Source organism: Enterobacter quasihormaechei, assembly GCF_004331385.1.
GTDB lineage: Bacteria > Pseudomonadota > Gammaproteobacteria > Enterobacterales > Enterobacteriaceae > Enterobacter > Enterobacter quasihormaechei.
This window is the reverse complement of sequence record NZ_SJON01000003.1, coordinates 114,331-135,472: the sequence shown is the minus strand read 5'-3', so window position 1 is coordinate 135,472 and position 21,142 is coordinate 114,331. Positions and strand designations below refer to the sequence as shown.

Genomic DNA, 21,142 nt, shown 5'->3' with positions numbered 1-21,142 from the left:
GAAAGCAGGCGCGCTGAAAAAAGCGCATGATAATTTACATTATCTCCTTTATTTCTCCACGTTTGGCCTGCGCCTTCCCGCTACAGTGTTGCGGGCAATATACAATAATGACGTGCTGCATAACGAGGTCACTTTTTCATGGCGAATTTTTTCATCGATCGCCCCATTTTTGCCTGGGTGCTTGCAATCCTGTTGTGTCTGACGGGTGTCCTGGCGATTACGTCACTTCCCGTTGAGCAATACCCCGACCTCGCGCCCCCCAACGTGCGTATCACGGCGAACTACCCTGGCGCCTCGGCGCAGACGCTGGAAAATACCGTCACGCAGGTTATCGAGCAGAACATGACGGGTCTCGATAACCTGATGTACATGTCCTCGCAAAGCAGCGCCACGGGCCAGGCGACGGTCACCCTGAGCTTTACGGCGGGCACGGATCCCGATGAAGCGGTACAGCAGGTGCAAAACCAGCTGCAATCCGCCCTGCGCAAACTGCCTCAGGCGGTGCAGAACCAGGGCGTTACCGTGCGTAAAACCGGTGACACCAATATTTTGACCATCGCGTTCGTCTCAACCGACGGCTCGATGGATAAACAGGACATCGCGGACTACGTCGCCAGTAATATCCAGGATCCGCTCAGCCGCATCAACGGCGTGGGCGATATCGACGCCTACGGCTCGCAGTATTCCATGCGCATCTGGCTGGATCCCAACAAGCTGAACAGCGTGCAGATGACCGCCAAGGATGTCACCGACGCTATCGAATCGCAGAACGCACAGATTGCCGTGGGGCAGCTGGGCGGTACGCCCTCCGTGGATAACCAGGCGCTTAACGCCACCATCAACTCCCAGTCGCTGCTCCAGACGCCCGAACAGTTCCGCAATATCACGCTGCGCGTGAATCAGGACGGGTCGGAAGTGCGTCTGGGGGATGTCGCCACCGTGGAAATGGGGGCGGAAAAATATGATTACCTGAGCCGCTTTAACGGCAATGCCGCGTCCGGATTAGGGGTGAAGCTGGCCTCCGGTGCCAACGAAATGGCGACCGCGCAGCTGGTATTAGATCGTCTGGACGAGCTGTCGCACTATTTCCCGCACGGCCTGGAGTATAAAGTCGCCTACGAAACCACCTCGTTCGTTAAGGCCTCTATCGAAGACGTGGTGAAAACCCTCCTCGAAGCCATCGCGCTGGTGTTCCTCGTAATGTACCTGTTCCTGCAAAACTTCCGCGCCACGCTGATCCCCACTATTGCGGTGCCGGTGGTGCTGCTGGGAACCTTTGCGGTGCTGTATGCCTTTGGCTACAGCATCAACACCCTGACCATGTTCGCCATGGTGCTGGCCATCGGCCTGCTGGTGGATGATGCCATCGTGGTGGTGGAAAACGTCGAGCGCATTATGAGCGAGGAAGGGCTTTCGCCCCGCGAGGCCACGCGCAAGTCAATGGGGCAAATTCAGGGCGCGCTGGTCGGTATCGCCATGGTGCTGTCGGCGGTATTTATCCCGATGGCTTTTTTTGGCGGCACCACGGGCGCGATTTATCGCCAGTTCTCGATCACCATCGTCTCCGCGATGGTGCTCTCGGTACTGGTGGCGATGATCCTCACCCCTGCCCTTTGCGCGACGCTGCTCAAGCCGCTGCACAAGGGTGAGCATCACGGTCAAAAAGGCTTTTTCGGCTGGTTTAACCGCATGTTCAACCGTAATGCGGCGCGCTATGAAGCGGGCGTGGGCAAGGTGCTGCACCGCAGCATGCGCTGGATGGTGGTGTATGTCCTGCTGCTTGGCGGCATGGTCTTCTTATTCCTGCGGCTGCCCACCTCCTTCCTGCCGCTGGAAGATCGCGGCATGTTTATCACCTCCGTGCAGTTACCGAGCGGCTCGACCCAACAGCAAACCCTGAAGGTGGTGGAAAAGGTTGAGAACTACTTCCATACCCAGGAAAAAGATAACGTGGTCTCCGTTTTCTCTACCGTCGGCTCTGGCCCTGGCGGTAACGGGCAAAACGTGGCGCGCATGTTTGTGCGCCTGAAAGACTGGGATCAGCGCGACAGCGAAACCGGCTCCTCTTTTGCCATCATTGAGCGCGCCACCAAAGCGTTCAACAAAATCAAGGAAGCGCGCGTTTTCGCCAGCAGCCCGCCCGCCATCAGCGGTCTGGGCAGTTCAGCCGGGTTTGATATGGAGCTTCAGGACCACGCGGGAGCCGGGCACGACGCGTTAATGGCGGCTCGCGATAAACTGCTGGAGCTGGCCGGGAACGATCCACAGCTTACGCGCGTTCGCCATAACGGTCTGGATGACAGCCCTCAGCTCCAGGTGGATATTGACCAGCGTAAAGCGCAGGCGCTGGGCGTTTCCATCGACGACATTAACGACACCCTGCAAACGGCATGGGGCTCAAGCTACGTAAATGACTTTATGGATCGTGGCCGCGTGAAGAAGGTCTACGTTCAGTCCGCCGCCAAATACCGCATGCTGCCGGACGATATTAACCGCTGGTATGTGCGCAATAACACCGGCGGTATGGTGCCGTTCTCGGCGTTCGCAACGTCCCGCTGGGAGACCGGATCGCCGCGTCTGGAGCGCTATAACGGCTATTCGGCGCTGGAGATTGTCGGGGAAGCCGCGCCGGGCGTCAGTACCGGTACTGCAATGGACATTATGGAAAAGCTGGTTCAGCAATTGCCGACCGGTTTTGGCCTGGAGTGGACGGCGATGTCCTACCAGGAACGGCTTTCCGGTGCGCAGGCGCCTGCCCTCTATGCCCTTTCGCTGCTGGTAGTTTTCCTCTGCCTGGCGGCGCTGTATGAGAGCTGGTCAGTGCCGTTCTCGGTGATGCTGGTGGTGCCGCTCGGGGTTATCGGCGCGCTGCTGGCCACCTGGATGCGCGGCCTGGAAAACGATGTCTATTTCCAGGTCGGGCTCCTCACCGTTATCGGATTGTCGGCGAAAAACGCCATTCTGATCGTTGAATTTGCCAACGAGATGAATGCCAAAGGCCACGAGCTGATGGCCGCCACGCTGCATGCCTGCCGTCAGCGCCTGCGCCCGATCCTGATGACGTCTCTGGCGTTTGTGTTCGGCGTCCTGCCGATGGCCACCAGCTCCGGCGCCGGCTCCAGCAGCCAGCACGCGGTGGGAACGGGCGTCATGGGTGGAATGATTTCCGCGACGATTCTGGCGATCTATTTCGTCCCGCTGTTCTTCGTGCTGGTACGCCGCCGTTTCCCGCTGAAGGATAAGCCGGAATAACCCGTTGAAATAAAAAAGGCGGCTTTATCGGCCGCCTTTTTATTGTGTGATGTTTTCACACTATGGTTATTTTAGTTAATTAAGTGCTCTTGCAATTCTGACCGGAATTTATTTACGAAGCATGCCTTCGATAAAGTCTTTCCAGTTCCCCATTTCACGTTCAATCATAACAACCTCTCTTATTATTATGCGCATTCTACGAAAACGTATCATCATTGTGAAGCCACTTTATCCGATTGCTGTGATTGCGCCCCGCTATGTGGGTGGGTTTAAGATCACTATGAGCGTTGCCGGATAAATTTTATGTGACCTACAGCAATATTTTGAAATAGTCAGAAAAATGACAGCATTTTAAATTTCCCTCTGAGTTTATTGGTTATTTAAACAGGATGGACAACTATGCTTAAAAGATGAAAGACTATTCAGCTTACAGCTGTTCGTTGAATTATGGAGAATTGTAAATCACGAAAAATTCCGAATGTGGTATATTCCACTTAAGGATATATCTTCGAAAATATTGAACATTTAATCCACAAAAGAACAAAAGGATTCACCATGGTTGTGATGTACGGCATTAAGAATTGCGACACGATCAAAAAAGCCCGCCGCTGGCTGGAAGCCCACAGCATTGACTATCGCTTCCACGATTACCGTGCCGACGGGCTTGACCCGGCGTTTCTCCATTCCGCCATCAACGAGCTGGGCTGGGAAGCGCTGCTGAATACCCGCGGGACCACCTGGCGTAAGCTGGATGAATCTCTCCGGGCCACGATCGACGACGCCGACAGTGCCGCCAAACTGATGCTTGAAATGCCGGCAATCATCAAACGCCCATTGCTCTGCAAGCCAGGTCGGCCTATGCTGCTGGGTTTCAGTGAAACCCTTTATTCAGATTTTTTCGTTGAGGTGTAGTCTATGTCATGCCCGGTCATTGAGCTGACTCAGCAGCTTATTCGCCGTCCTTCCCTTAGCCCGGACGACGCAGGTTGTCAGGCACTAATGATTGAGCGCCTGCGTGCCATCGGTTTTACCGTGGAACCCATGGATTTTGGCGATACGCAGAACTTCTGGGCCTGGCGCGGTCAGGGGGAGACGCTGGCGTTTGCCGGACATACCGACGTGGTTCCTGCGGGTGACGCAGACCGCTGGATCAACCCGCCTTTTGAGCCGACCATCCGCGACGGTATGCTGTTTGGACGCGGCGCGGCGGACATGAAAGGTTCCCTGGCCGCGATGGTCGTGGCGGCAGAGCGCTTCGTTGCCCAGCATCCAAATCATAAAAACCGTCTTGCGTTTCTCATCACCTCTGATGAAGAAGCCAGCGCCCACAACGGCACCGTGAAGGTCGTTGAGGCGCTGACGGCGCGCAACGAACGCCTGGACTACTGCCTGGTGGGCGAACCGTCCAGCACCGAAGTGGTGGGCGACGTAGTGAAAAATGGCCGCCGTGGCTCCCTGACCTGTAATTTGACCCTACATGGCGTGCAGGGCCACGTTGCCTATCCTCACCTGGCGGATAACCCGGTACACCGTGCAGCGCCGATGCTGAACGAGCTGGTGGGCATTGAGTGGGACAAAGGTAACGAATTCTTCCCGCCAACCAGCATGCAGATTGCCAACATCAAGGCCGGCACCGGCAGCAACAACGTCATTCCCGGCGATCTCTTCGTCCAGTTTAACTTCCGCTTCAGCACCGAGCTGACCGACGAAACGATCAAAGCACGCGTGGTTGCGCTGCTGGAGAAATATCAGCTGCGCTATACCATTGACTGGTGGCTTTCCGGGCAGCCGTTCCTGACGCAGCGCGGTAAACTGGTGGATGCGGTGGTGAACGCCATTGCGCACTATAATGAGATTAAGCCACAGCTGCTGACAACGGGCGGCACGTCTGACGGACGCTTTATCGCCCGCATGGGTGCACAGGTTGTCGAACTGGGCCCGGTTAACGCGACGATTCACAAAATCAACGAGTGTGTGAACGCAGCGGATTTACAACTGCTGGCCCGCATGTATCAACGTATTATGGAGCAGCTCGTCGCCTGACGGGTGCTTACAGAGGATTAGCGAATGGACTGGCTTTCAAAGTACTGGTGGATCCTGGTGTTGGTGTTTCTGGTAGGCGTGCTGCTTAACGTGATCAAAGATCTCAAGCGCGTTGACCATAAAAAGTTCCTTGCCAACAAGCCGGATCTTCCGCCACATCGTGATTTTAACGACAAGTGGGACGATGAAGACGACTGGCCGAAGAAGGACCAGAAGAAATAATTGTGCACACCCCTCACCCTGACCCTCTCCCCAAAGGGGAGAGAGGCTGGGGGTGAGGAGCAACTCACATAAACTCTACAATATCATCATCATTCGGCTTACCGCCGCTGAGCGCTTCATCAAAGTAGTGCTTCGGTACGGTATAGCGCAGATGATCGAGCGCAAACTGCATGCTGCGATCGTCAATGGCATGCCCCAGATCGTCCACGATATCCAGCGTCACATCCCCGCCTTCACGCACCAGCGCGTCCAGGGCTGCAACCGCATGCGAAAGCTCAATCACCCGGTCTTCACCCCCGTGGATCAGATGGATCGTGGTCTGCGTCGTCGCGCTTTGCGGCAGCGTCGCGAAGCGGCCGTTAAAGGCAATCACGCGGGACGCCAGCCCCGGCTGCGCTTTTACGCTCTCAAGGGACATGATAGACCCCTGCGAAAAGCCAATCAGCGCCGTCGCGTCGGCACCCACGCCGCTCTGCTGTTGCCAGTAGCGAACGGTGTCGATAAACGCAGGCATGGCGGCATCAACGCGCGCCTGACGGCTTTCTTCCGTCACGCCCTCAACGGAGAACCACTGCCGTCCGTTCGGACCGCACGACTCCACGCCACCGATGCTGACGATCAGCGCCTGCGGGAAAACGGGTGCAAACCAGCTGCCTATCTGTCCCATGTTGACGGCATTGTCGCCCACGCCATGAAACAGAAGCAGTAACTGTTTAGCCGGTGTGTCCGGGCTTTGCACAACAAAATGGTCATGTTTCATGGCGATCTCCTTAATTGATAAGCAGGATTTTACGCCTCTGCGGGGTAATGACCATGCCACTTTACTGAAGAAGTCATTGAAAAAATTGCCATTGCAAAATGTCGGCTTTCAGCTGCTGGCTGCGGGGATAATCAAGCCTTTCAAGCGCTTGTGCGGTTTCTTCGCGTAATTTTGCCAGCAGCGCTTTCCGTCCGACGTCGTGTGTATGCCCTTCCATTTTTCCGCGCAGCGCTGGAAGCGGCATCTCCACGGCTGACAACAACCGGGTCAGCGCCGCTACCGAGGTCGAAAACGCCCGGTGCGCAAAGGCAAATCCCGCCAGCTCCAGCCAGTCGTCACTATTAAGGGTAGCTTCCCACGCATCCGTCACCGGGATCTTTTCGCCGTTCCAGGCCGACAGGACGCGCATATCACGACATAAACGTTGATGTGCCTGCTCGCAGAGCTGATGCCCCGCCTCGCTTAACGGCAGCAGCGCCATCGCCGTATAGCACCCGCTGCTCGCCTCCCGATGGCTACCCATTCGCACCAGCACAAAACCGCACTGCTGCCAGAAGCGCCACAGCTCGTCGGTAAAGCCAAAGCTGACCGAGAGATAATCTTCTCCACTGGCGCTACGGATCAGCCGCTGGCCGATGCCTTCCCGCTGGCGATGAGGATGAACCGCAATGCGGCTGACGCGTCGGCCCTGAAGCGTCGCCGCGAGGGGCGAGCCGCCGTGCGCCGCCAGCGACTGCGCCACCAGATTTCCACGCGGCCGACGAAAGCCCGCCCATACCGCGCGGCTCAGTTCAGGGGATAATCCCCCCTCCTCCACCAGCCAGAGCGCGCCCGCGATGTCCGCGCCTGCGTGCGCAACGGCAAAGTGCTGGCCGGGGGCGTCCATCATCCGGCGTAAATCGAGGGGTGAGGTGCGGTAGTGCGCGGCGCACAGCAGTTCGTATACGTTTGCCACGCGCGCCGGATCGCTCTCCCACGCGCGTGGCTCCAGCGACCTTAAACATACTTCGCCTGCCGGTTTGCGGTCGATAAGCGCATCGTCAAACAGCAGCGCGTTCGCCACAATCCGCTCAAGCGGACATCCGGCAGCCCAGCGAACGGGCGTTGATAAGGTATAACGCCGCAGCCCGCTGAACCGGGCGCAGAATTTAAGCAGAAATCCCCTGCCCGTTCCTTCATAGCCCTGTACCGTTGTGGTCAATAGCACGCGCGGAAATCGCGTCACCAGCTTCTCGAGCAGCGGCCCGGGAACAGCGGCCGCCTCATCGACAATCAGCCAGTTGGCCTGCAACGGGGAGGCCAGCAATGCATCCGGAGCCATAAAGTGAAAATGTTCGCCAGCAAAACGCGCGATGACGTCCGTCGCCCCTTTGGCCGGTGCCGTCACCACCGCATTCCCGCGTATGCCGTTGAGCAACATGCCTGCTAGCGCTGACTTTCCGCGCCCGCGCGGTGCCGTAACGGCGGCCACGCCCGCAGGCATCGTCAGAAGGGCGTCGAGGATCTCAGCCTGCTCGCGCTGCGGTTCACCGCTGGCGGGCTGCCAGGCGGGGATATCTGGCGTAACGGGAAGGCGCAGGGAATGGTGCTGCTGCCAGACGATAGCGTCCGAATCGGCGGCAAGCGTCCGGCAAAAATGGTGAACAAAATGCGGGGTGGCGATCGGCTCTGCGCTGTCGCTCCAGCGCAGAGAATCCCTGTCGGGCCTGTCGGCCCAGACGGCGAACGGCGGCACCAGCAGCACCAGAAGGCTCCCGGCGCGCAGCGTCCCGCTGAGGGCGGCGAAGGCCGAGACGTCAAACCCGTCTCGCGCGTCAAAAACGGCGTGCAGGTATTCACGTCCCAGCAGGCCGCTGATGGACTTAGACGGGTTCTCCTCCAGCCACAGCCAGTCTCCCGGTAACGTGTTGCTCAGGGTAGTCGCCTGGCTCAACGTCCACGCTTCATCGCCGCTGAGCACCACCAGCCGGCGGTGCCCGGTACGCTGAAGCTGACTAACCAGCGCTTCAAACCCCAGCATCACATTGCTTTGCCGAAGGTATCACACTGTGACGGGTTGCCGCTGTCGAAGCCACGCTTAAACCAGCTGTAGCGCTGTTCGGAGGTGCCGTGGGTAAAGCTGTCCGGCACAACGCGCCCCTGGCTCTGCTGCTGCAAGCGATCGTCTCCAATCGCCTGAGCGGCATTCAGGGCCTCTTCCAGATCGCCTGTTTCCAGCACGCCCTGCTGCTGCATACTGTGTCCCCAGACGCCAGCGAAACAGTCCGCCTGAAGCTCCATGCGCACGGAAAGGTGATTCACCTCCGCCTGAGACGCATTCTGCTGCATCTGACGCACCTTAGGCTCAATGCCGAGGAGCTTCTGCACGTGATGGCCTACTTCGTGCGCGATCACGTAGCCCTGGGCAAAATCGCCGTCGGCGCCCAGCTTGCTTTTCATGTCGTCATAGAAGGAGAGATCGATATAGACGGTGCTGTCCGCCGGGCAGTAGAACGGCCCCATCACGGACTGTCCGGTGCCGCAGCCTGTGCGGGTTGCGCCCCGGTACATCACCAGTTTTGGCGGCTGATAGGTCCGCCCCATTTTCTCGAACTGCTGACCCCAGGTATCTTCGGTCGTCGCGAGAATAACGGAAGTAAATTTCGCCGCTTCATCTTCATTCGGGCTGATGGAGCGCTGCGAATACTGCTGCTGTTGCCCGGTTTCACCGGTCATTAAACCGGTCAGATCGACGCCGTAGTAGCCCGCCACCAGCACAACGACCAGCAGAATAATACCGCCCTTGCCGCTGGGTAACCGGAAACCTGGCCCGCCCATAGACGGACCACCGCCACCACTGCTGCGTCTGTCTTCTACGTTGTCACTTTCACGACGCCCTTGCCAGCGCATAAACACCTCGAACTATTCCATTTATAATAGCTATGATCGTAGGCGGTTAATGAAAGGATTACCATAGTAAACAAGGATAAGACGCCAAAGGATGCAAACATCCTTTGGCAAATGCGCGTATTAGTCGAGCTTAACGCCTAAACGGTGAGCAACCGCTTCGTACGCTTCGACCACCCCACCCAGGCTTTGGCGGAAACGGTCTTTGTCCATTTTATCCAGCGTCTCTTTGTCCCACAGACGGCTACCGTCCGGAGAGAATTCGTCGCCCAGCACCACTTCGCCTTTGTACAGACCGAACTCCAGCTTGAAATCGACCAGGATCAGGCCCGCGTCATCAAACAGCTTTTTCAGCACGTCGTTGGCTTTGTAGGTCAGTTCCTGCATGCGCGCCAGGTTCTCTTTGCTTACCCAGCCGAAGGTTTCGCAGTAGGATTCGTTGACCATCGGGTCGTGCATGGCATCGTTTTTCAGGAACAGATCGAACAGCGGTGGATTCAGTTCGATACCCTCTTCAATGCCCAGACGCTTCACCAGGGAGCCTGCGGCACGGTTACGGATAACGCACTCTACCGGCACCATATCCAGTTTTTTTACCAGACATTCCGTATCGGACAGCAACGCTTCCATCTGAGTCGGGATACCAGCTTCGGCCAGCTTGGTCATAATGAAGTGGTTGAACTTATTGTTCACCATGCCTTTACGATCGAACTGCTCAATGCGCGCGCCGTCTCCTGCTGACGTATCATTGCGGAACTCGAGCACCAACAGATCCGGGTTTTCCGTGCTGTATACGGTTTTCGCTTTGCCACGATACAACTCAGCTTGCTTCTGCATCTTCATTACTCCTGGTGTGATGATTTGTATTCAAAACTGGGCATATTATGCCACGCACACGTTTGCGTAGCACGAAAATAAAAAGGGCTGGATTATCCAGCCCTCGCTATTATTTGCTGAATGCGGCCTGGAAGGCAGCGACCAGCGCATCGTTTTGCGACTGGGTCAGCGTGTGTCCTTTCGGATCGATAAATTGCAGGCTGCTGCGGTTATCGAGGTCGCCGACCTGGATTTTGTAGTCACCGGAAGGCAGCTGCGGATCGCTTGCCCCCAGTTCCTGCCAAGCGCTATCGGACAGCGGCTTATAGGTCGCTGTGATGCTGCCCGTTGAACGGGTGCTGTCGGTCACCTTCATGCCCACTTTTTCAAGCGTAGCCGGCAAACGCTGCCAGGTCTGGTTAAACGGCGCACGCACCACCAGCATTGGCAGACCGGTATCATCGGCACCGCTCTGCACGTCAAACGTTGAACCGTTACGGTTCTGCGCGGCGTTAGCGGCATCGGTGGCGTTCTTATCCAGACCCGCTGCAATCACGTTCAGCATTTCGGTGCTGTAGCGCTGCAAGGCAGCCGGATCGGCAATCGGTTTGCCCGCCTGCTCAAGATTTAACAGCTTAACGGTAACCGCCTGCTGATAACCCTGCGGCTTAACGGAGACTTGATAACGACCGCGATACTGCTGATCTTCATCGAGACGGTTCCACTCAATCCAGTCGGTGGTTAAGGTCTGACTGGCGTCGTCGCGTTTATCAATCGTGTAATTTTTCGACTGAATTACGCTCACCACCTGCGGCCACAGCGTGGTGCCGCGTGCGCTTTCCACCAGCAGAGAGGCCGTATCACCGGTAAACTGAGTACGCGCGCCACTCACCAGCGCCAGAGGCTGAGCCGGCGGACGAATATCAAGCGCTTTACCCACCAGACCGCTACCGTTCGTGACCGGAATATTATAATCACCGTTCTGAATCGGCAGGATCATGCCGGCAGGCGCGTGAAGTTCAGCAAGCGGCGGCGAATCCAGATAGGATTCATCACCGCTCACCTGGCGCTTGTAGCGCGAGTCTGAACTACAGGCAGCGAGGAGCATAACAAGCGAAACACCCGCAACCTTCGCCAGGCGCGACTTCTGTACTGAATAAGCCATCAAATCTCCCTAAACTTTACAGCAGACCGGCATGCTTCAGCGCGCCAGCGACAATTTCACGACCGTGGTCGGTAATAGGTGTCATTGGCAGACGCAGCGTGTCGGTTGCTACAAGCCCCAACTCCTTACATGCCCATTTCACTGGGATCGGATTGGGTTCGACAAATAATTTATTGTGCAACGGCATCAGACGCTGATTAATCACGCGAGCTTCATCAAAGTGACCGGCTGCGGCCAGCTTGCACATGTCAGCCATATCGCGCGCCGCAACGTTCGCCGTCACGGAAATCACGCCATTTCCTCCGAGCTGCATAAAGTCCAGCGCGGTCGCATCGTCACCGCTCAACAGGATAAAGTCGTCTGAAACCAGCTCTTTGATCTGATGAACGCGGCTTAAGTTCCCTGTCGCCTCTTTAATCCCGATAATATTTTTTACTTTCGAGAGACGGCCAACGGTTTCCGGCAGCATATCGCAACCGGTACGAGACGGCACATTATACAGAATTTGTGGCAAGTCAGTATGTTCGGCGATGGCTTTGAAATGCTGGAACAAACCTTCCTGAGTAGGACGGTTGTAGTAAGGCGTGACCGTCAGACAGCCAACCACGCCGCTGTCGTTAAAACGCTGGGTCAGGCTAATGGCCTCAGCCGTTGCGTTTGCGCCCGTACCGGCGATGACCGGAATACGCCCGTCAGCCAGCTCAAGGGTCAGCATCACAACGTCGCCGTGCTCGTCGTGGCTCAGCGTTGCGGATTCACCGGTAGTCCCTACCGAAACGATCGCCGAGGTTCCATTGGCGACATGGTAATCAATGAGCTTCTTCATGCTTGACCGGCAGACATTACCTTTTTCATCCATCGGTGTAACAAGCGCGACAATACTTCCCGTGAACATGAGCCATCCTCTGTGCGAACAAGAGCCTCAATGTTACGTTTGGAACTGTAATAAAAGCAAGCGACCTGAGGCTCTCAGGCGGTTGTATGCATGTTTTTTTTATGCTTTCCTTAGGAAGACTTAACCACGCAAAGGAAGAACAGGTTTGACAACCTCATCACAACATTACCTGGTTATCACTGCGCTGGGTGCTGACAGGCCGGGTATCGTGAATACCATCACTCGCCACGTGAGCAGCTGCGGCTGCAATATCGAAGACAGCCGGCTGGCTATGCTGGGTGAAGAGTTCACGTTCATTATGCTGCTTTCCGGAACATGGAATGCCATTACCCTCATTGAATCTACCCTGCCGCTGAAGGGCGCAGAGCTGGATTTACTGATTGTGATGAAGCGCACCACCGCGCGCCCGCGTCCGGCTCTGCCTGCCACGGTCTGGGTACAGGTTGAAGTGCCTGATTCACCTCATCTGATTGAACGTTTTACGGCGCTGTTTGACAGCCATCAGATGAACATTGCCGAACTGGTTTCCCGCACGCAGCCGGGTGATGAGAACGCCATCCCGACGCTGTTTATTCAAATTACTGCCCACAGCCCTGCCTCGCAGGATGCGTCAAATATCGAGCAAGCATTCAAAGCCCTCTGTACAGAATTACACGCGCAAGGCAGTATAAGCGTCGTCGATTATTCGCAGCACGAACAGGATGGAGTTGAGTAATGAACCCACTGAAAGCCGGTGATATCGCACCGAAATTTAGCTTACCGGATCAAGACGGCGAGCAAGTAAATTTGACCGACTTCCAGGGACAGCGTGTTCTGGTCTATTTCTACCCGAAAGCCATGACGCCGGGCTGTACCGTACAGGCCTGCGGTTTACGCGATAACATGGATGAGTTGAAGAAAGTCGGTGTGGAAGTGCTGGGCATCAGCACCGATAAGCCAGAAAAGCTGTCACGCTTTGCGGAAAAAGAGCTGCTGAACTTCACGCTGCTTTCCGATGAAGACCACCAGGTTTGCGAGCAGTTTGGCGTCTGGGGTGAGAAGTCCTTTATGGGCAAAACCTACGACGGGATCCACCGCATCAGCTTCCTGATTGGCGCTGACGGTAAAGTTGAGCACGTGTTTGACGACTTCAAAACCAGTAACCACCACGACGTGGTGTTGAACTGGCTGAAAGAAAGTGCCTGAAAGTGAGTGTCGGGTGGCGGCTTCGCCTTACCCGACCTACAAGAATAAGTAGGCCGGGTAAGCGCAGCGCCACCCGGCAAAACTACTTCTCTTCCACCGCCGGCACATCCGGCCATGCGTGGACCACGGCTTTAATCAGCGTCGCCAGCGGTATGGCAAAGAACACGCCCCAGAACCCCCACAGACCGCCGAAAATCACCACTGACAGAATAATCACCAGCGGATGCAGGTTAACAGCTTCTGAGAACAGCACCGGTACCAGCAGGTTACCGTCCAGCCCCTGAATGATCAGGTATACCGCGAAGCAGCTCCAGAACTCCGTGCCCAGACCAAACTGGAACAGCGCGACGCCGACGACCGGAATGGTCACCACAAACGCGCCGATATACGGGATGAGGACCGAGAATCCAACCAGCACCGCCAGCAGCAGCGAATAATTCAGCCCAAAGATCACAAAGCCAACCCAGGTCGCCACGCCCACCACAATCATCTCCAGCACCTTGCCGCGAATGTAGTTGGTGATCTGCTGGTTCATCTCCTGCCAGACCTGCCCGGCCAGGCCGCGATTGCGCGGCAGCACGCGGCGTACCGCGTTCAGCATCTGCTCTTTATCTTTGACCAGGAAGAACACCATCAGCGGCACGAGGACCAGATAGACGGCCAGGGTCAGCAGCCCCACCAGCGAGGCCAGCGAGTACTTCACCACCGAATCGCCCATGGTCATGATGCGGGCGCGCATGTTTTCGGCCATCGCATCGATGATCCCGGCGTCCATCAGCGCGGGATAGCGGCGCGGCAGCGTGGCGGCAAAATCAGACAGTTTATTCAGCATGCCGGGCATATCGCGGATCAGGTATATCCCCTGTTGCCAGGCGATGGGCATGACCACGAAGGACATCAGCAGCAGTATACCGACAAACAGCACCAGCACGATGCTGGTCGCCCAGCGGCGGGAACAGCCGATATGTTCCAGACGCGCGGTGGGCCACTCCAGCAGATACGCCAGCACGATCGCCACCAGCAGAGGAGCCAGCAGGCCGCTAAAGAAGAACAGGATACCGAATCCGGCAACCAGAATAACCAGTAAAGCAATGGCTTCCGGATCGCTAAACCGACGCCGATACCACTGCATTAACATTTCGAGCATACAACCCTTCCCTGAATCGAATGGCGGGAGTGAGACGGTGAATTGTATCTAACTGTCACAAAAAAGACTTTTCTTTTTGTTCCACTGTCAGGTTTCGCAAAACCCTGATGAATGGGATTTTCTTCATCTCATAACACGGCTACACTCGCAGGGCAGCGGAGATGAACGTTATGCGGGTTCATCGGTCAAATTAGCACATCCAATATACAGGACAGTGGTTATGTTCAGGCAGTTGAAAAAAACACTGGTTGCGACACTGATTGCCGCCGTGACGGTCGGCCAGGTGTTGCCCGCTTTCGCTGACTCGTCCGATTCATTGCCGGACATGGGCACCACGGCAGGAAGCACGCTCTCCATCGGGCAGGAGATGCAGATGGGGGATTATTACGTACGCCAGCTGCGCGGCAGTGCTCCGCTGATCAACGACCCTTTGCTGGTCCAGTACATCAACGGTCTGGGGATGCGGCTGGTGGCGCACGCGGACTCGGTAAAAACGCCCTTCCACTTCTTCTTAATCAATAACGACGAAATCAACGCCTTCGCCTTCTTTGGCGGGAACGTGGTGCTGCATTCGGCGTTATTCCGTTATTCCGATAACGAAAGCCAGCTGGCGTCAGTCATGGCGCACGAAATTTCGCACGTTACCCAGCGCCATCTGGCGCGTGCGATGGAAGACCAGAAGCGTAACGCCCCGCTGACCTGGGTGGGCGCGCTGGGCTCTATTCTGCTGGCGATGGCCAGCCCGCAGGCCGGGATGGCGGCCCTCACCGGGACGCTGGCGGGAACGCGTCAGGGGATGATCAGCTTTACCCAGCAGAACGAGCAAGAGGCAGACCGCATCGGCATTCAGGTTTTACAGCGTGCAGGCTTTGACCCGCAGGCCATGCCGAGTTTCCTGGAAAAACTGCTCGACCAGGCACGCTACTCGTCGCGTCCCCCTGAAATTCTGTTGACCCACCCGCTGCCGGAAAGCCGCCTCTCGGATGCGCGTAACCGTGCCAACCAGATGCGTCCGGTGGTCGTGCAGTCTTCGCAGGATTTCTACATGGCAAAAGTGAGAACGCTTGGCATGTACAACTCCGGGCGTAATCAGCTCACCAGCGATCTGCTGGACGCGCTGGCGAAAGGCAACGTGCGCGAGAAAAACGCGGCGCAGTATGGTCAGGCGCTCCAGGCTATGGAGGCCAGCAAATACGATGAAGCGCGTAAAGCGCTACAGCCGCTTCTGGCGGCGGCCCCAAATAACCCGTGGTATCTCGACCTCGCCACCGATATCGATCTGGGACAGAAAAAAGCGACCGATGCGATTAATCGCCTGAAAGGGGCGAAAGATCTTCGTAACAATCCGGTATTGCAGCTTAACCTGGCGAACGCTTACTTACAGGGTGGACAGCCCGGCGAGGCGGTGACCATTCTGAACCGCTACACCTTTAACAATAAAGATGACCAGAACGGCTGGGAGCTGCTCGCCCAGGCGCAGGGGCAACTGGGTAACCGCGATCAGGAGCTAGCCGCGCGTGCGGAAGGTCTGGCGCTGGCGGGCCGCCTCGACCAGGCCATTTCCCTGTTGAGCAGCGCCAGTTCACAGGTGAAGCTCGGCAGCCTGCAACAGGCCCGCTACGACGCGCGAATCGACCAGCTGCGCGGCCTGCAACAACGCTTTAAGCCGTACGAGAAGATGTAATAAAGGAGAAGTCATGACAGACGCGGTAAAAATTTACCATAACCCTCGCTGCTCCAAGAGCCGCGACACCCTCAGCCTGCTGAAGTCTAACGGCATCGAACCGGAAGTGGTGCTGTATCTGGAGACGCCGCCGGACGCGCAGACGATCCGTCAGCTGCTTAAGATGCTCGATATGGGCAGCGCGCGCGAGCTGATGCGTCAGAAAGAAGATCTGTATAAATCGCTCAATCTGAACGATACACATCTCACTGAAGAGCGGCTGATTCAGGCAATGGTCGAGAATCCAAAGCTGATTGAGCGTCCGATTGTGGTGGCGAACGGCAAGGCGCGTATCGGTCGTCCGCCGGAAGACGTGCTCGAAATCGTCTAATCGTTACGCCGCAGCGCTTCCAGAAACGCCTGCGGCGTACGCTCTCCCAGCTTTTTCTGCGCTTTCCCCCGGTTGTAAAAATCACACAGTTGAATCAACAGCTCTCCCATCGGTTCTTTGTTCACCCGTGGAATGATGTCGCGTAACGGCAGCGCCACCAGTACGGCGCGGATTTGCTGCGGATGCGCTTTCACGCTAACGCTGTGCACCGGCAGCGTCACCGCCAGCCCAAAAGTCTCAACAGATTGAATATCAGCCGGACACGCTTCCAGCACCTCATTCGCCCAGTGGGTTAACAACTGCGGGGAAACGCCGGCATAAAGCCGGGCGTAGCACCAGCCGCTGACGGGTTCACGCGCCCAGAGTAGATGTTGCTCGCCACCGTCGTCCATATGCAGCGACAGCGGCTGATGATGCAGGAGTAGTTTCTGCGGCATGATGCCGGCCTTCAGCGCCTTCTTGCCCTGCAACAATGCCCCCTTTTGTTTTACCGAAGCCGGCTTGAGGTAGCGGTTCAGGGTCGCGCGGGAAACGGCGATCCCGAGTCCGTCATTCACCAACAGCAGAAGCTCATCCAGCGGCGCACCGGAGATATCCCGCAGGGCATTTATCAGTGACGCCTGTTCCTGTCTCAACGCTTTGTGTATCACTTTGGGCGTAGTGTGGTTATCCGATACCTGGTCGCGGTTGCGCCAGCGCCTGACGGTGGTGACCGAGATCCCCAGCTCAGTGGCCAGCTCTCTGTCGCTTTTATCGGACTGCTGAAGGTAGCGACGGATACGCGGCGTGGTCGTGGCGTTGGCATGCAGTTTGATTTCCATCGCGTCTCTCTCCGCAACTAATCTCATGAGATTTATTATGCAGCAGCGAATGCTTTGTGACCGATTTCACCTTTCGCGCGCCGCGCTTCACTGATAATCCACAGACATAACATAAACCACACCCCTCAATCTTGTACGGAGTTCACAATGAACAATGTTCTGGGATTTCTTGAAGCAAAACTGATGCCGCTGGCGGCGAAAACAGCCCAGCAGCGCCATCTTGGGGCCATTCGTGGGGCCTACGTTTCATTCATGCCGTTTATCATCGTCGGCTCCATCCTGCTGGTGATCTCCTCTTTCCCTAACCAGGCCTATCAGCAGTTTATGTCTCAGGCCTTTGGTGCCAGCTGGAGCGCGATCATTGAGATCCCGTTCAACGCGGTGTTCTCGACCATGTCGCTGTTTATCAGCTTCCTGGTGGCCTACCGCCTGGCGGAACACTACGGCGAGGACCGCATCTCCTGCGGCATCCTGGCGCTGGTCGCGTTTCTGATCCTGACGCCTTTTATCAAAGTGGCGGAAAACGGCGGTATTACCGTGATGCCGGTGGAGTGGATCGGCAGCAAAGGGCTGTTCGTGGCGATGATCGGTTCCCTGCTGTGGACGGAACTGTTCTGCTGGCTGAAGCGCAAAAAGCTGGTCATCAAAATGCCGGACGGCGTGCCCCCGGCGGTACAGGAATCGTTCGCGGCGCTGATCCCGGCCCTGCTGGTGATGATTCTGGTGCTTATCATCCGCATCATCTTCGAAAACACCCATTACAGCACCATCCACCAGTTTATTTATGAAGTGGTTGCTACCCCGGTGCGCCACTACGGCACCTCCTATTTCGGTGCGCTGATGACGGTATTCAGCATCACCATTCTGTGGTCAGTGGGCATTAACTCCGGTTCGATGATCAATGGCATTATTCGCCCGCTGTGGATGGAGAACCAGACCGATAATATCGCCGCGATCCAGGCGGGGACGACGCCGCCGCACATTATCACGGAACAGTTTTTTGACATGATCTGGATGGGCGGCGCGGGGGCCACGCTCTCATTGGTGATCGCAATGCTGATTTTCGCCCGCAGTAAAAACATGCGCGAAGTGGCGCGCCTCGGCGCAGGGGCATCGGTATTTAACATCAACGAGCCGATCCTGTTTGGCCTGCCGGTGATCATGAACCCCATCATGCTTATTCCATTCAACCTGGTGCCGCTGGTGCTGGTCACCGTGCAGTATGTGGCGATGAAGGTTGGCGCGGTCGCCGTCACCACCGGGGTGTTTATCCCCTGGACGCTGCCGCCGGTTATCAGCGGTTTTATCGTCACCGGCCACCTGAGCGGCAGCGTGATGCAGCTGATCAACCTGCTGATTGGCGCCATGCTGTACTTGCCTTTCATGCGTATCGTGGATAAACAGTACCGCGCCGCGGAACTGACCCCGGTGACGCAAACCGACACCACCCTTGCAAAACAGGAGTAAAGCATGTGGGGAATTATCGCAACCTGGCGAATGGCGCTTGAAGGGGTAACGGAGTCTGCGTCTGCCCTGGCGGCGGGAAAACCGGTCGCCACGGCGGTGGTTGATGCCGTCGCCGCCGTCGAAGACTTCCCGCTGTATAAATCCGTCGGCTACGGCGGGCTGCCGACCGAAAACGGTGAGGTGGAGCTGGACGCGGCGTATATGGACGGCGACACGCTGGCGTTCGGCGCGGTGGGGAATCTGGTGGATATCGCCAACCCGGTGCGCGTGGCGCATGCGCTCAGCCGTCAGCGCTACAACAGCCTGCTGGTCGGCCAGGGCGCGCGCGAGTGGGCGCTGAGCCAGGGCTTTACCGACAAAACCATGCTCACGGATCGCGCCATGCAGCACTACCGCAAGCGCTGTCGCGAGACGCTGGATAAGGGGTTAAGCCCCTACGATGGGCACGACACCGTCGGCGTTATCGGTCTCGATAAACAGGGCTCAATGAGCGTTGCCACCTCCACCAGCGGCCTGTTCATGAAAAAACGCGGTCGCCTCGGGGACTCGCCGATTATCGGCTCCGGCTTTTACTGCGACAGCGAAACCGGGGCGGCCACCGCCACGGGCGTCGGTGAAGACCTGATGAAAGGCTGCACCAGCTACGAAATCGTTCGTCGCATGGCGCAGGGCATGACGCCGCAGCAGGCGGCGGATTCGGTCGTCTTTGAACTCGAAGACAGGCTGATGTCGCGCTTTGGCCGCGCGGGCGATCTCTCCGTGGTGTGTATGAACAACAGAGGCGAGTTTGGCGCCGCAACCAACATCAAAACCTTCTCGTTTGTGGTGGCGACGGCCCGCCAGCCGCTCACGGTTTTTCGTACCGAGCGCCTGCGGGAGAAAACACATTATCACGCGGTAGACGAGGCGTGGATGCAGGCCTATGCCGCGCGGATCCGCGCGCCCATTGAGGAGTCATGATGATTACATATCAGTTTATCAGCGCGCTTACGGACGCGAAGCCGAACAGCCATTTGATTGCGCGCTCGGCCAGTTCTCTGTTACCGGAAAGCGCGCTTGTTGATGAAATGCGCGACTCTGACGGCATCGCGGACACCCGCTTTGGCTGCGCGCCGTTTGCCCGTATCACCCTGCTGCCGGATGGGCTCTGGCATGACGCCCTGACCGAAGGGCTGCTCGCTGCCCTGCGGCCGCTGCTTGCCGCCCCCGCCAGCGCCGATATCGTGCTGGACGTGACGGATATCGACGAGGTGGTGCTGGCGCAGGTGCTGCGATTTCTCTTTAACCAGGCGCACAGGCTGAGCGATCTGAAGCTCAAGAAAACGGACGACGCGGTGCGTCTTACGTGCATCACCGCCCTCTGCCTGCCGGAACAGCGGGCGAAGCTGGAGACGATCTTCCGCCAGCAGCAGGCTATTGCCCTCGGAATGGTCGCGGCGCGGCGGCTGGCGGATATCCCGTCTGACCGCTGTACGCCGCAGTTTGTGGTCGAAGAGGCGCAAAAACTGTGTGCCGCCTACCCTGCCCTGCGCTGCGAGGTGCTGAACGAAAAGGATATTGTTGAGCAGGGTCTTGGGCTGCTGCACGCGGTTGGCAAAGGGGCGGCCTGCCCGCCGCGTCTGCTCGCTGTCCACTATAACGGTGTCTCTGACGGCCCGGTACGCTGCTATGTCGGTAAAGGCATTACCTTTGACACCGGCGGCCTGTGGCTGAAGGAAGGCGCGGGCATGTACACCATGAAATATGACATGTGCGGCGCGGCTAACGTGCTCGGGCTGATGCTGGCCGTTGCGGAGCTGAAATTGCCCGTACGCATCATGGGCGTGCTGGCGCTGGCGGAGAACGCCATCGGCCCGGAGGCGATGCAGCCCGGCACGGTGGCAACGGCCTGCAACGGCACCACCGTTGAAATTAATAATACCGATGCCGAGGGCCGGCTGGTGCTGGCAGACGCCATCGCCTGGGCCAGCCAGCGGCACCCGCAGGCCCGCTATATCATTGATATGGCAACGTTAACGGGCGCGGTGGTGAAAGCGCTGGGGTATGAGCTGAGCGGATTAATGACGCAGGATGAACCGCTGCGCGAAGCATTGACGGGAGCGGGTAAGCGGAGCGGTGACGAGGTATGGTCCCTGCCGCTGGACGCACGGCTGAAAAAGCAGACCGACAGCGCCATCGCCGATCTGTGCAACACGCCGACCAACAATGTGGCGATCAGCGCCTCGGCGGCGTGGCTGCTGCACCACTTCTGCCCACCGACGATCCCGTGGGCGCATCTGGATATCAGCGGAACGGCGCTATGGCGGGAGAACGGCAGGAGCGTGGCGTCGGGAAGGCCGATTCCACTGCTGGTGGAGCACCTGGTGGGGGATCTTTAGCCGGGTGACGGCTGCGCCTTACCCGGCCTACAAGGAGAGCGGTTTTCGTAG

20 protein-coding genes are annotated in these 21,142 nt (G+C 57.4%); 11 read left to right on the top strand and 9 right to left on the bottom strand.

Annotated elements, in window-relative coordinates; translation table 11 throughout:
• Positions 1–138: 138 nt before the first annotated feature.
• Entirely contained in the window at positions 139–3,252 is a 3,114-nt protein-coding gene (gene acrD, locus E0L16_RS05750; protein WP_063868071.1) for a multidrug efflux RND transporter permease AcrD, read from the top strand.
• Positions 3,253–3,360: 108 nt separating this feature from the next.
• Here acrD and ypfM read toward each other — a convergent pair whose 3' ends face one another.
• Positions 3,361–3,420, bottom strand: a complete 60-nt coding sequence (ypfM, locus tag E0L16_RS05745) for a protein YpfM (RefSeq protein ID WP_102751470.1) — start codon at positions 3,418–3,420, stop codon at positions 3,361–3,363.
• Between the two features lie 387 nt (positions 3,421–3,807).
• Here ypfM and E0L16_RS05740 point away from each other — a divergent pair, with 387 nt between their 5' ends.
• From E0L16_RS05740 to E0L16_RS05730, 3 genes are read left to right on the top strand one after another with little or no spacing between them, the layout of a single operon-like run.
• Positions 3,808–4,164 (top strand): ArsC family reductase, encoded by a 357-nt coding sequence (locus tag E0L16_RS05740; RefSeq protein ID WP_131636503.1) that lies wholly within the window; start codon positions 3,808–3,810, stop codon positions 4,162–4,164.
• A 3-nt stretch (positions 4,165–4,167) separates the two neighbouring features.
• Positions 4,168–5,295: a succinyl-diaminopimelate desuccinylase gene (dapE, locus tag E0L16_RS05735; protein ID WP_131636502.1), complete on the top strand. Its 1,128-nt coding sequence runs from the start codon at positions 4,168–4,170 to the stop codon at positions 5,293–5,295.
• Between the two features lie 24 nt (positions 5,296–5,319).
• Complete coding sequence (locus E0L16_RS05730) at positions 5,320–5,517, top strand: YpfN family protein (RefSeq protein WP_000383991.1); 198 nt, start codon at positions 5,320–5,322, stop codon at positions 5,515–5,517.
• 64 nt (positions 5,518–5,581) lie between these two features.
• On the opposite strand, the gene ypfH is transcribed toward E0L16_RS05730, so the two are convergent.
• From ypfH to dapA, 6 genes are all read right to left on the bottom strand, one after another.
• On the bottom strand, positions 5,582–6,277 hold the full coding sequence (ypfH, locus tag E0L16_RS05725; RefSeq protein ID WP_131636501.1) for an esterase: 696 nt from the start codon (positions 6,275–6,277) through the stop codon (positions 5,582–5,584).
• 73 nt (positions 6,278–6,350) lie between these two features.
• Complete coding sequence (locus tag E0L16_RS05720) at positions 6,351–8,297, bottom strand: tRNA(Met) cytidine acetyltransferase TmcA (protein WP_131636500.1); 1,947 nt, start codon at positions 8,295–8,297, stop codon at positions 6,351–6,353.
• Positions 8,297–9,166, bottom strand: coding sequence for a KPN_02809 family neutral zinc metallopeptidase (gene ypfJ / locus E0L16_RS05715; protein WP_063450479.1), 870 nt, complete (start codon positions 9,164–9,166; stop codon positions 8,297–8,299). The genes E0L16_RS05720 and ypfJ overlap by 1 nt, the downstream gene beginning before the upstream one ends.
• Positions 9,167–9,286: 120 nt before the next feature.
• On the bottom strand, positions 9,287–10,000 hold the full coding sequence (gene purC, locus E0L16_RS05710) for a phosphoribosylaminoimidazolesuccinocarboxamide synthase (protein WP_001171626.1): 714 nt from the start codon (positions 9,998–10,000) through the stop codon (positions 9,287–9,289).
• A gap of 109 nt (positions 10,001–10,109) precedes the next feature.
• Positions 10,110–11,144 (bottom strand): outer membrane protein assembly factor BamC, encoded by a 1,035-nt coding sequence (gene bamC, locus E0L16_RS05705; RefSeq protein ID WP_063868060.1) that lies wholly within the window; start codon positions 11,142–11,144, stop codon positions 10,110–10,112.
• 16 nt (positions 11,145–11,160) lie between these two features.
• The gene (dapA, locus tag E0L16_RS05700) at positions 11,161–12,039 is read right to left on the bottom strand and encodes a 4-hydroxy-tetrahydrodipicolinate synthase (protein ID WP_063450481.1); all 879 of its coding nucleotides are present in this window, start codon (positions 12,037–12,039) and stop codon (positions 11,161–11,163) included.
• Positions 12,040–12,184: 145 nt separating this feature from the next.
• Here dapA and E0L16_RS05695 point away from each other — a divergent pair, with 145 nt between their 5' ends.
• Together E0L16_RS05695 and bcp are read left to right on the top strand one after the other, a co-directional pair.
• Positions 12,185–12,754 carry a glycine cleavage system transcriptional repressor gene (locus E0L16_RS05695; protein WP_000213743.1) on the top strand — a complete coding sequence of 190 codons (570 nt, stop codon included), beginning with the start codon at positions 12,185–12,187 and terminating at the stop codon, positions 12,752–12,754.
• Positions 12,754–13,224, top strand: a complete 471-nt coding sequence (gene bcp / locus E0L16_RS05690) for a thioredoxin-dependent thiol peroxidase (RefSeq protein WP_045141746.1) — start codon at positions 12,754–12,756, stop codon at positions 13,222–13,224. Before E0L16_RS05695 ends, bcp begins: the two co-directional genes overlap by 1 nt.
• A gap of 82 nt (positions 13,225–13,306) precedes the next feature.
• Here bcp and E0L16_RS05685 read toward each other — a convergent pair whose 3' ends face one another.
• A complete protein-coding gene (locus E0L16_RS05685; protein ID WP_063868052.1) occupies positions 13,307–14,371 on the bottom strand; it encodes an AI-2E family transporter in 1,065 nt (354 codons plus the stop codon).
• A 220-nt stretch (positions 14,372–14,591) separates the two neighbouring features.
• Between E0L16_RS05685 and bepA the strand changes: the two genes are divergently transcribed.
• The gene (gene bepA, locus E0L16_RS05680) at positions 14,592–16,055 is read left to right on the top strand and encodes a beta-barrel assembly-enhancing protease (protein ID WP_131636499.1); all 1,464 of its coding nucleotides are present in this window, start codon (positions 14,592–14,594) and stop codon (positions 16,053–16,055) included.
• A gap of 13 nt (positions 16,056–16,068) precedes the next feature.
• Positions 16,069–16,425 carry an arsenate reductase (glutaredoxin) gene (arsC, locus tag E0L16_RS05675; RefSeq protein WP_131636498.1) on the top strand — a complete coding sequence of 119 codons (357 nt, stop codon included), beginning with the start codon at positions 16,069–16,071 and terminating at the stop codon, positions 16,423–16,425.
• Here the strand turns inward: arsC and E0L16_RS05670 are convergent.
• On the bottom strand, positions 16,422–17,246 hold the full coding sequence (locus E0L16_RS05670; RefSeq protein ID WP_131636497.1) for a helix-turn-helix domain-containing protein: 825 nt from the start codon (positions 17,244–17,246) through the stop codon (positions 16,422–16,424). The two genes, arsC and E0L16_RS05670, sit on opposite strands and share 4 nt — an antisense overlap.
• Positions 17,247–17,393: 147 nt before the next feature.
• On the opposite strand from E0L16_RS05670, the gene celB reads away from it, so the two are divergent.
• From celB to E0L16_RS05655, 3 genes are read left to right on the top strand one after another with little or no spacing between them, the layout of a single operon-like run.
• The gene (gene celB, locus E0L16_RS05665; protein WP_131636496.1) at positions 17,394–18,713 is read left to right on the top strand and encodes a PTS cellobiose transporter subunit IIC; all 1,320 of its coding nucleotides are present in this window, start codon (positions 17,394–17,396) and stop codon (positions 18,711–18,713) included.
• A gap of 3 nt (positions 18,714–18,716) precedes the next feature.
• Positions 18,717–19,673, top strand: coding sequence for a glycosylasparaginase (locus tag E0L16_RS05660; protein ID WP_131636495.1), 957 nt, complete (start codon positions 18,717–18,719; stop codon positions 19,671–19,673).
• A complete protein-coding gene (locus tag E0L16_RS05655) occupies positions 19,673–21,091 on the top strand; it encodes a leucyl aminopeptidase family protein (protein ID WP_131636592.1) in 1,419 nt (472 codons plus the stop codon). Before E0L16_RS05660 ends, E0L16_RS05655 begins: the two co-directional genes overlap by 1 nt.
• Positions 21,092–21,142 lie beyond the last annotated feature (51 nt).

Excerpts from the sequence above, each read along its gene's own strand:
- acrD (WP_063868071.1), top strand. The coding sequence starts at position 139 with ATGGCGAATTTTTTCATCGATCGCCCCATTTTTGCCTGGGTGCTTGCA.
- E0L16_RS05740 (WP_131636503.1), top strand. The coding sequence starts at position 3,808 with ATGGTTGTGATGTACGGCATTAAGAATTGCGACACGATCAAAAAAGCC.
- dapE (WP_131636502.1), top strand. The coding sequence starts at position 4,168 with ATGTCATGCCCGGTCATTGAGCTGACTCAGCAGCTTATTCGCCGTCCT.
- E0L16_RS05730 (WP_000383991.1), top strand. The coding sequence starts at position 5,320 with ATGGACTGGCTTTCAAAGTACTGGTGGATCCTGGTGTTGGTGTTTCTG.
- ypfH (WP_131636501.1), bottom strand. The coding sequence starts at position 6,277 with ATGAAACATGACCATTTTGTTGTGCAAAGCCCGGACACACCGGCTAAA.
- E0L16_RS05720 (WP_131636500.1), bottom strand. The coding sequence starts at position 8,297 with ATGCTGGGGTTTGAAGCGCTGGTTAGTCAGCTTCAGCGTACCGGGCAC.
- ypfJ (WP_063450479.1), bottom strand. The coding sequence starts at position 9,166 with ATGCGCTGGCAAGGGCGTCGTGAAAGTGACAACGTAGAAGACAGACGC.
- purC (WP_001171626.1), bottom strand. The coding sequence starts at position 10,000 with ATGCAGAAGCAAGCTGAGTTGTATCGTGGCAAAGCGAAAACCGTATAC.
- bamC (WP_063868060.1), bottom strand. The coding sequence starts at position 11,144 with ATGGCTTATTCAGTACAGAAGTCGCGCCTGGCGAAGGTTGCGGGTGTT.
- dapA (WP_063450481.1), bottom strand. The coding sequence starts at position 12,039 with ATGTTCACGGGAAGTATTGTCGCGCTTGTTACACCGATGGATGAAAAA.
- bcp (WP_045141746.1), top strand. The coding sequence starts at position 12,754 with ATGAACCCACTGAAAGCCGGTGATATCGCACCGAAATTTAGCTTACCG.
- E0L16_RS05685 (WP_063868052.1), bottom strand. The coding sequence starts at position 14,371 with ATGCTCGAAATGTTAATGCAGTGGTATCGGCGTCGGTTTAGCGATCCG.
- bepA (WP_131636499.1), top strand. The coding sequence starts at position 14,592 with ATGTTCAGGCAGTTGAAAAAAACACTGGTTGCGACACTGATTGCCGCC.
- arsC (WP_131636498.1), top strand. The coding sequence starts at position 16,069 with ATGACAGACGCGGTAAAAATTTACCATAACCCTCGCTGCTCCAAGAGC.
- E0L16_RS05670 (WP_131636497.1), bottom strand. The coding sequence starts at position 17,246 with ATGGAAATCAAACTGCATGCCAACGCCACGACCACGCCGCGTATCCGT.
- celB (WP_131636496.1), top strand. The coding sequence starts at position 17,394 with ATGAACAATGTTCTGGGATTTCTTGAAGCAAAACTGATGCCGCTGGCG.
- E0L16_RS05660 (WP_131636495.1), top strand. The coding sequence starts at position 18,717 with ATGTGGGGAATTATCGCAACCTGGCGAATGGCGCTTGAAGGGGTAACG.
- E0L16_RS05655 (WP_131636592.1), top strand. The coding sequence starts at position 19,673 with ATGATTACATATCAGTTTATCAGCGCGCTTACGGACGCGAAGCCGAAC.